The following is a 7,200-nucleotide window of genomic DNA, read 5'->3' on the forward strand; positions in this document are numbered from 1 at the left end:
AAAGCCCCGCAGGGCCCCCGGCCAGTACCCCCACCCACCAGGAGAAGAAGACGCCGTGCCCGAGGGCCACACCATTCACCGGCTCGCGGCCGATCACCGCGAGCGGTTCGAGGGGCGGGAGGTGCGCGCCACCAGCCCGCAGGGCAAGTTCTCCGACGGCGCGGCCCTGGTGACGGGCCGCCCGCTGGCCACAGCGGAGGCCCACGGCAAGCACCTCTTCCTCGGCTTCGCCGAAACCGGCTGGATCCACATCCACCTGGGCCTCTTCGGCAAGGTGGCGTTCGGCGGCGCACCCCCGCCCCCGCCCACGGACACGGTCCGCCTCCGCCTGGCGAACAAGGCCGCGTACATGGACCTGCGCGGCCCCACGACCTGCGCCCTGATCACGGACGAGGAGAAGCAGGCGATACACGCCCGCCTGGGCCCGGACCCGCTGCGCCCGCAGGGCGAGGGGAACGACCCGGACACGGCCTGGCGCCGGGTGTCCCGCAGCCGCACGACCATCGCGGCCCTCCTCCTGGACCAGAAGGTCGTCGCGGGCGTGGGCAACGTCTACCGCGCGGAGGTCCTGTTCCGGCACGGCATCGACCCGTACACACCCGGCAAGGACCTCACGTACACCCAGTGGACGGCGATCTGGGCCGACCTGGTGGACCTCATGCGCGAGGGCGTCCGGCTCAACCGCATCGACACGGTCCGGCCCGAGCACACCCCGGAGGCGATGGGCCGCCCGCCGCGCGTGGACGACCACGGCGGCGAGGTGTACGTGTACCGCAGGGCCCGGCAGGGCTGCCACATCTGTGGCGGCGAGATCCGCACCGCCGATCTCGCCGCCCGCAATCTGTTCTGGTGCCCGGGCTGCCAGCAGGCGCCCCGCTAGAAGCCGCCAGCAGGCGCCCCGCCAGAAGCTGCCGGAAAAGCGTCCCGCTAGAAACCGTGCGGCAGCCAAGGAGCCACCGTCGAGCCGAAGGCGAGTGACGCCTCCGCGACCGCGCCCTGGCGCAGCTCCCGCACCCGGCCCGCCCCGGCGAGCTGGGTGAGGGGCACGCCGCCGAGGTAGGCGGAGCCCAACTCCCGTACGGAGAGGGCGAGATCGGCGGGGGAGTCGTCGTCCACGCGCTTGCAGGAGGCACCCTTCGCGTCGCCCATGAGGCGCCAGCGGCCCTGGTTCCAGGGGCAGAAGGCGTCCTCGACGTCCAGGACCAGGTCCACCGGCGCCTGGTACGTACGCGCTTCGAGGGCGGCGCCGACGTCCACAAGCCGTACGTGCAGCGAGTCCCGGATCCGCAGGTCGCAGCGGCGGATGTCGGAGACGAGCTGGGTCAGCGGGTCGTCCACCGGGCGGGACAGCGCCAGGACCGTCGACGTCAGGTCGATGCCGAACAGGAACCGCCACAGCGCGGCGTACGAGGCCGGGTCCAGGGCCTCCACGTCCTGCACCCGGACCGTGCCCTTGGGGCCCTGGGCGTCCCATTCGGGCTTGACGGCGAAGAGCGCGTACCCGACGACCTCGCCGTCAAGCTCCGCGAGCACGCACTGCTGCGGCGACATGCCGTTGCGGTCGCCCGGCGGGTCCAGGGTGGGCAGCTTCTCCCAGCCGGGCCGCCGCGCGAGCATGCCGGGGCGTCCCGCGACCCGCTGCGCGTACACCGCCTCGCGGTCGGCCCCGGACTCCGCGGGCGTCGCGTAGCGCAGCCGCACCTCGTCCGCGGCGGCCGGGACGGCCAGACCGACGCGGGACTTGTCGATCTCCAGGCGGAGCTGGTGCGAGCCCACGCCGTACCCGAACCGGCCGTAGATGACCGGTTCCGACGCCGTCAGGACCGCCAGCGCCTCACCGCGCGCCCGCACGTCGTCGAGCTGGTGCCGCATCATCGCCGTGAGCAGGCCGCGCCGCCGGTGCGTGGCCGCCACGCTGACCATGGTCACGCCCGCCGCGTCCACCACGGCGCCGCCCGGCACGGACATGCGGAAGCTGAAGGCGCCCGCCGTGCTGACACAGGTGTCGCCGTCCCAGAATCCGAATGCCCGCTCGTACTCGGTGAGGGAGTTCCACAGCTCGTGCTCCTCGGGCTGCTCGGCGACGCCGCCGAAGGCCCGCTCCAGCGTTGCGTACCAACGATCCCAGTCGCTCTGGCCCAACTCCCGCAAGTCTGCTGTCATATGCCATGCCTACCAGGGGCTCCAAGGACGCGGCGAATGTTTTTCCGCGTACCGGAATGCGCGTGTGGACGCCGGGTGTGGAGATACGGGTGAGGTGCCCCTGAAGGGGGACAAGAGGTACCTCCCGTGCGAAGCGCCTGGCCCGGTGGATAGGGTCCACGAGCAATGGCGGTACGACGAGAAGGGCGCGAGCGGCGCGAGCAGCGTGCGCGGCGCGCCGAAGCCGAGACGTTCCCGGCCCGGATGAAGAAGCGGCTGCACCGGGCCCGCATAGGGCTGCGCAAATCCGGTGTCGACTACTTCCGCGGCGACGGCTCGGACTGGGTGGCCCTTGCCGCCCTGCTCCTCACCATCCCCGTGATCACCGCCTGCACGATCATCAATCCGGTCTGGTTCTCGCCGGCCGCGCTCGTGCTGCCCATCGTCGCGGGCGGCCTGCTCCTGCGCCCCTCCAGCCTGCTCGGTCTGTACGCCGCGTCGGCGGCCGCCCTGATCGTGGAGTCCGCCCGGCTCGGCCCGTACACGCAAGGCCCCGCGCGCGTCACCCCCGGCACCGTCCTGACCGTCGCCGCCTGCGGCTTCTTCGGCCTCCTCATCGCCCAGTTCCGCAGCCGGGTCGGGGTGCCGTGGCGCGGGGGCGGCACCATGCTCTTCGACCTGCGCGAGCGCATCCGCGTCCAGAGCAAGCTGCCGAAGCTGCCGCGCGGCTGGCACCGCGAGATGGCCCTGCGCCCGGCGGGCGGGCAGTCCTTCTCCGGCGACTTCGTGGTCGCCGCCCGCACGAACGGCGGGCGCACGCTGGAAGTCGTCCTGACGGACGTCTCGGGCAAGGGCATGGACGCGGGCTCCCGCGCCCTGCTCCTCTCCGGCGCCTTCGGCGGCCTCCTCGGCTCCCTCCCGCCGCACGCCTTCCTGCCCGCCGCCAACGGCTACCTCCTCCGCCAGGACTGGGACGAGGGCTTCGCCACCTCCATCCACCTCGTCCTCGACCTGGAGACCGGCGACTACGAGCTCCTCTCCGCAGGACATCTGCCCGCCCTCCAGCTCAGCGCCGGTACCGGCCGCTGGGAGGAGAAGTCCGGCGAAGGCCCCCTCCTCGGGGTGTACGACGGCGCCCAGTTCGACCCCGTCAAGGGCTCGCTGCGCCCCGGCGACGTCCTGATGCTGTTCACCGACGGTATCGTCGAGGCGTCCGACCGCGACATCGCCGAGGGCATCGACCGCCTGACGGGCGAGGCGGACCGCTACGTCCCCGGCGGCTTCCACGGCGCCGCGTGGCACCTCATCGAGGCGGTCGCCAAGGACGTGAACGACGACCGGGCCTTGCTGCTGATCTGCCGGGACGTGTAGGGGGCGGATCCCTGCCCCCAGACCCCCGCTCCTCAAACGCCGGAGGGGCTAGCCGTCCGGCGTTTGAGGACGAGCCGCGAAGCGGCGATACGGGGGTCCAGGGGGCGGAGCCCCCTGGTTACGGGAAGGGGCGGGATTGGGGAAAGCCCCGCAGGGCCCCCACCAGCCACAACACCCCCAGGTAGGGGAAACCCCACCCCACACTGGCCGGGCCGCCTCATGGTCGCGGAGGGCCCGCGATCCGTACGTTCGAGACATCGATCAGGTACGGACGACGGAGAGGCTGCACGCCATGGGGCTGCGGAAGAAGAAGCAGCGGGCCGAGACGGCGACGCGTCACAGCGACGGCGACGGCGAGGGCCCCCGCTTCGGCGCCCCGACGGGCGACTGGGCCGTGGAACTGCGGGGCGTACGCCGCCAGTACGGCCGAGGCACGGGCGCCGTACACGCGCTGCGGGGCCTCGACCTGGCCCTGCCGCGCGGAAGCTTCACGGCCGTGATGGGCCCGTCCGGCTCGGGCAAGTCCACGTTCCTGCAGTGCGCGGCGGGCCTGGACCGCCCGACGGAGGGCACCGTCCGCCTCGGCGGCACGGAGATCACCGGGATGAGCGAGAACAAGCTGACGGCCCTGCGCCGCACCCGCCTCGGCTTCGTCTTCCAGGCGTTCAACCTGCTCCCGTCGCTCACGGTCGAGCAGAACGTGCTGCTCCCGATGCGCCTCGCGGGCCACCGCCCCGACCGCCGCGCGGCCGCAGCGATGCTGTCCCGCGTGGGCCTCGGCGACAAGGGCCGGCGCCGCCCGGGCCAGCTCTCCGGCGGCCAGCAGCAGCGCGTGGCCATCGCCCGCGCCCTGGTGACCTCGCCGGACGTGATCTTCGCGGACGAGCCGACCGGCGCGCTCGACACCACCACGGCCACCGAGATCCTCGGCCTGCTGCGCTCGGCCGTGGACGGCATGGGGGCCACGGTCGTCATGGTCACCCACGACCCGAGCTCCGCCGCCTGGGCCGACCGCACCCTGTTCCTCGCCGACGGCTCCATCGCGGACCGCCTGGAGCGCGCCCCGGCGGCGCAGATCGCGGAGCGCATGACGGCTCTCACCGCCGCTCCCGCGGCGTACGCGGGGGCCGCGGCATGAGCCTCCTACCCAACGGACTGGCCCGCGCGGCCGTCCGCTTCAAACCGGCGGGCTTCGTGGGGACGTTCATCGCGCTGGCGATGGCGGCCCTGATCGTGTCCGCGTGCGGCATCCTCCTGGAGACGGGGCTGCGCGCCTCCGTGCCGCCGGAGCGGTACGCGGGGGCGCCCGTGGTGGCCGCCGCCGACCAGAAGGCCCACTTCGTCACCGGTGGCGGCGACGACCGGGACGACTCGCCCGAGCCCGTGCCGGACCGCGCCCGCCTCGACAACTCCCTGGTGGCGAAGGCGGGTTCGGTGCCCGGCGCCCGTACCGCCGTGGCCGACGTCACCTTCCCCGTCAAGCACGGGAACACGCCGCTGACCGCGCACGGCTGGGGCTCCACCGCCTTCACCGGTGAGAAGCTGCTCTCCGGGCGGGCGCCCGGCGCCGGCGAAGTGGTCCTGTCCCGGGCGGCGAAGGCCCGCATCGGCGAACGCGTCACGCTCACCACGGCCGACGGCCCGCGCGACTTCCGCGTCTCCGGGCTCACGAAGGGCGCGGCGGGCACAGCGGGTGCCGCGGGCGCCTCGGGTGCTGCGGCTCAGGGGACCGGCCCGACGGCCTGGTTCGCCGACACGGAAGCGGTACGCATCTCCGGGCACCCCGACCGCATCGACGCCATCGCCGTCCTGCCCAAGGACGGCGTCGCGGACGCCACGCTCAAGTCCCAGGTCGCCAAGGCCCTCGGGGACAAGGCGGAGGTCCACACGGGCGACGCGCGCGGCGCCTTCGAGGACGCGCAGCTCGCGTACGCCGAGGAGATGCTCGCCGGCATCGGCGGCTCCTTCGGCGGCGTCGCCGCGATGGTCGCCGTCTTCACGGCCGCCGGCACCGTCGCGCTCTCCGTCGGCCAGCGGGCCCGCGAGTTCGCGCTGCTGCGCGCCATCGGTACGACACCGCGTCAGGTCCGCCGGACGATCGCCACGGAGGCGCTGCTCGTCGCGCCGCTCGCGGGCGTGCTCGGCTGTCTGCCCGGCGTCGCCCTGGCGAACTGGTGGTTCGGGCAGCTCAAGGACAAGGGAGCGATCCCGGAGGCCGTCGACCTGTCCGTCTCGTTCATCCCGTTCGTCGCCGCGACGGGCACCGCGCTCGTCACCGCCCTGCTCGCCGGGTACATGTCCGCCCGCCGCCCGTCCCGCATCAAGCCGGGCCAGGCGCTGAGCGAGGCATCCGTGGAGCGGACGCAGATCGGCTGGATCCGTACGCCGCTCGGCGTCGCCGCGGTGGTCGGCGGCATCATCTTCGCGCGGTTCGCCGCCACCTCGACCGGCGAGGACGCGGCGAACGCGGCGCTCGGCGTCGTGATGCTCTTCATGCTCGCGGTGGCGCTGCTCGGCCCGCTGGTGGCGCGCGGCTGCGCGGCCCTGTTCGGCCTTCCGCTGCGCGGCGCGGGCGCCTCCGCGTCGCTGGCCGCGGCCAACTCCCGTACCAACGCACGCCGTCTCGCCTCCGCCATCACCCCGATCGTGCTCGCGATGGCGTTCTCCTCGACGCTCGTCTTCATGCACACCAGCGAGGAGCGGGTCACGGAGAAGCAGCAGCGGGACGGCATCACGGCCGACCACATCGTCACGTCGGACGGTGGCTTCGGTCCCGATGCGGTACGGAAGGCCGAGCGGGCCTCCGGCGTCAGCTCCGCCGTGGGCCTGCTGAAGACCTCCGTCCTGATCCCCAAGGGCTCCGGCGGCGACCGCTGGCTGGAGTCGGTGCCGACGCAGGGCGTCACGGGCACCGCCGCCGGCCTCGCCAAGGTGCAGGACCTCAAGGTCAAGGCCGGTGAACTCGCCCTGGGCAAGGGGCAGATCGCGCTGGACGCCATGCTCGCCGAGTCCGCGCACCTGAAGACCGGCGACCGTGTCGAGCTGCGGCTTCCCGACGGCACGAAGGCCCGCCCGAAGATCACGGCGACGTACGAGCGGGGTCTCGGCCTGTCCCAGGCGACGCTGCCCGCCGCCGACTTGAAGCAGCACGTCACGTCCTCCCTCTACGCGGAGATCTGGACGAAGGGCGGCACCGCGGCTTCGCTGAAGTCCCTGGGCACGGTCAAGGACCGCGACGGCTACACCGCGGCCGCGTCGGTCGACCGCGAGGTCAACGCCTGGGCGAACGGGGTCATGGCGGCCGTACTGGGCGGCTTCGCCGCGATCGCCGCCGCCAACACGCTGGTGATGACGGTCCTCGACCGCCGCCGCGAACTCGGCACGCTGCGCCTGATCGGCTCCACGCGCCGCCAGGTGATGCGGATGGTGCGCTGGGAGGCGCTGCTCGTGACCTGCGCGGGCGTGATCATCGGCACCGGGATCGCCCTCGCCACGCTCGTCCCGATGATGAACGGGCTGACCGGCGAGGCTCCTTATATCCCGCCACTGCTGTACGGGGCCTTCGCCGGGTCGGCCGTGGTGCTCGGTCTGGTGGCCACGGCGATGCCCGCGCGGGCTGCGCTGCGGTCGCCGGCGTGACCGGCGGGTGCTCCTCGCCCAGCCCTGGCCCGCCGCTCCGCGGCGGAT

General features: G+C 73.5%; 5 protein-coding genes. 4 read left to right on the forward strand and 1 reads right to left on the reverse strand.

All coding sequences use genetic code 11. The annotated features are described in order from the left end of the window. The first annotated feature begins 55 nt into the window (after positions 1-55). Positions 56-880, forward strand: a complete 825-nt coding sequence (locus tag STRAU_RS31665) for an Fpg/Nei family DNA glycosylase (protein WP_016644490.1) — start codon at positions 56-58, stop codon at positions 878-880. A gap of 47 nt (positions 881-927) precedes the next feature. On the opposite strand, the gene STRAU_RS31670 is transcribed toward STRAU_RS31665, so the two are convergent. Further along, positions 928-2,163: a GNAT family N-acetyltransferase gene (locus STRAU_RS31670; protein WP_016644491.1), complete on the reverse strand. Its 1,236-nt coding sequence runs from the start codon at positions 2,161-2,163 to the stop codon at positions 928-930. A gap of 165 nt (positions 2,164-2,328) precedes the next feature. Between STRAU_RS31670 and STRAU_RS31675 the strand changes: the two genes are divergently transcribed. The 3 genes from STRAU_RS31675 to STRAU_RS31685 all read left to right on the forward strand — a co-directional run bounded on the left by STRAU_RS31675 (position 2,329) and on the right by STRAU_RS31685 (position 7,152). Then, entirely contained in the window at positions 2,329-3,513 is a 1,185-nt protein-coding gene (locus STRAU_RS31675; RefSeq protein WP_016644492.1) for a PP2C family protein-serine/threonine phosphatase, read from the forward strand. 292 nt (positions 3,514-3,805) lie between these two features. Then, the gene (locus tag STRAU_RS31680; protein WP_016644493.1) at positions 3,806-4,651 is read left to right on the forward strand and encodes an ABC transporter ATP-binding protein; all 846 of its coding nucleotides are present in this window, start codon (positions 3,806-3,808) and stop codon (positions 4,649-4,651) included. After that, a complete protein-coding gene (locus STRAU_RS31685) occupies positions 4,648-7,152 on the forward strand; it encodes an ABC transporter permease (RefSeq protein WP_016644494.1) in 2,505 nt (834 codons plus the stop codon). The genes STRAU_RS31680 and STRAU_RS31685 overlap by 4 nt, the downstream gene beginning before the upstream one ends. Positions 7,153-7,200: the final 48 nt, after the last annotated feature.

This window comes from Streptomyces aurantiacus JA 4570 (assembly GCF_000414115.1).
Taxonomy (GTDB): Bacteria; Actinomycetota; Actinomycetes; order Streptomycetales; family Streptomycetaceae; genus Streptomyces; species Streptomyces aurantiacus_A.

Bases quoted from the DNA above. Each gene is read 5' to 3' on its own strand.
- STRAU_RS31670 (WP_016644491.1), bottom strand. From the start codon at position 2,163: ATGACAGCAGACTTGCGGGAGTTGGGCCAGAGCGACTGGGATCGTTGG.
- STRAU_RS31675 (WP_016644492.1), top strand. From the start codon at position 2,329: ATGGCGGTACGACGAGAAGGGCGCGAGCGGCGCGAGCAGCGTGCGCGG.
- STRAU_RS31680 (WP_016644493.1), top strand. From the start codon at position 3,806: ATGGGGCTGCGGAAGAAGAAGCAGCGGGCCGAGACGGCGACGCGTCAC.
- STRAU_RS31685 (WP_016644494.1), top strand. From the start codon at position 4,648: ATGAGCCTCCTACCCAACGGACTGGCCCGCGCGGCCGTCCGCTTCAAA.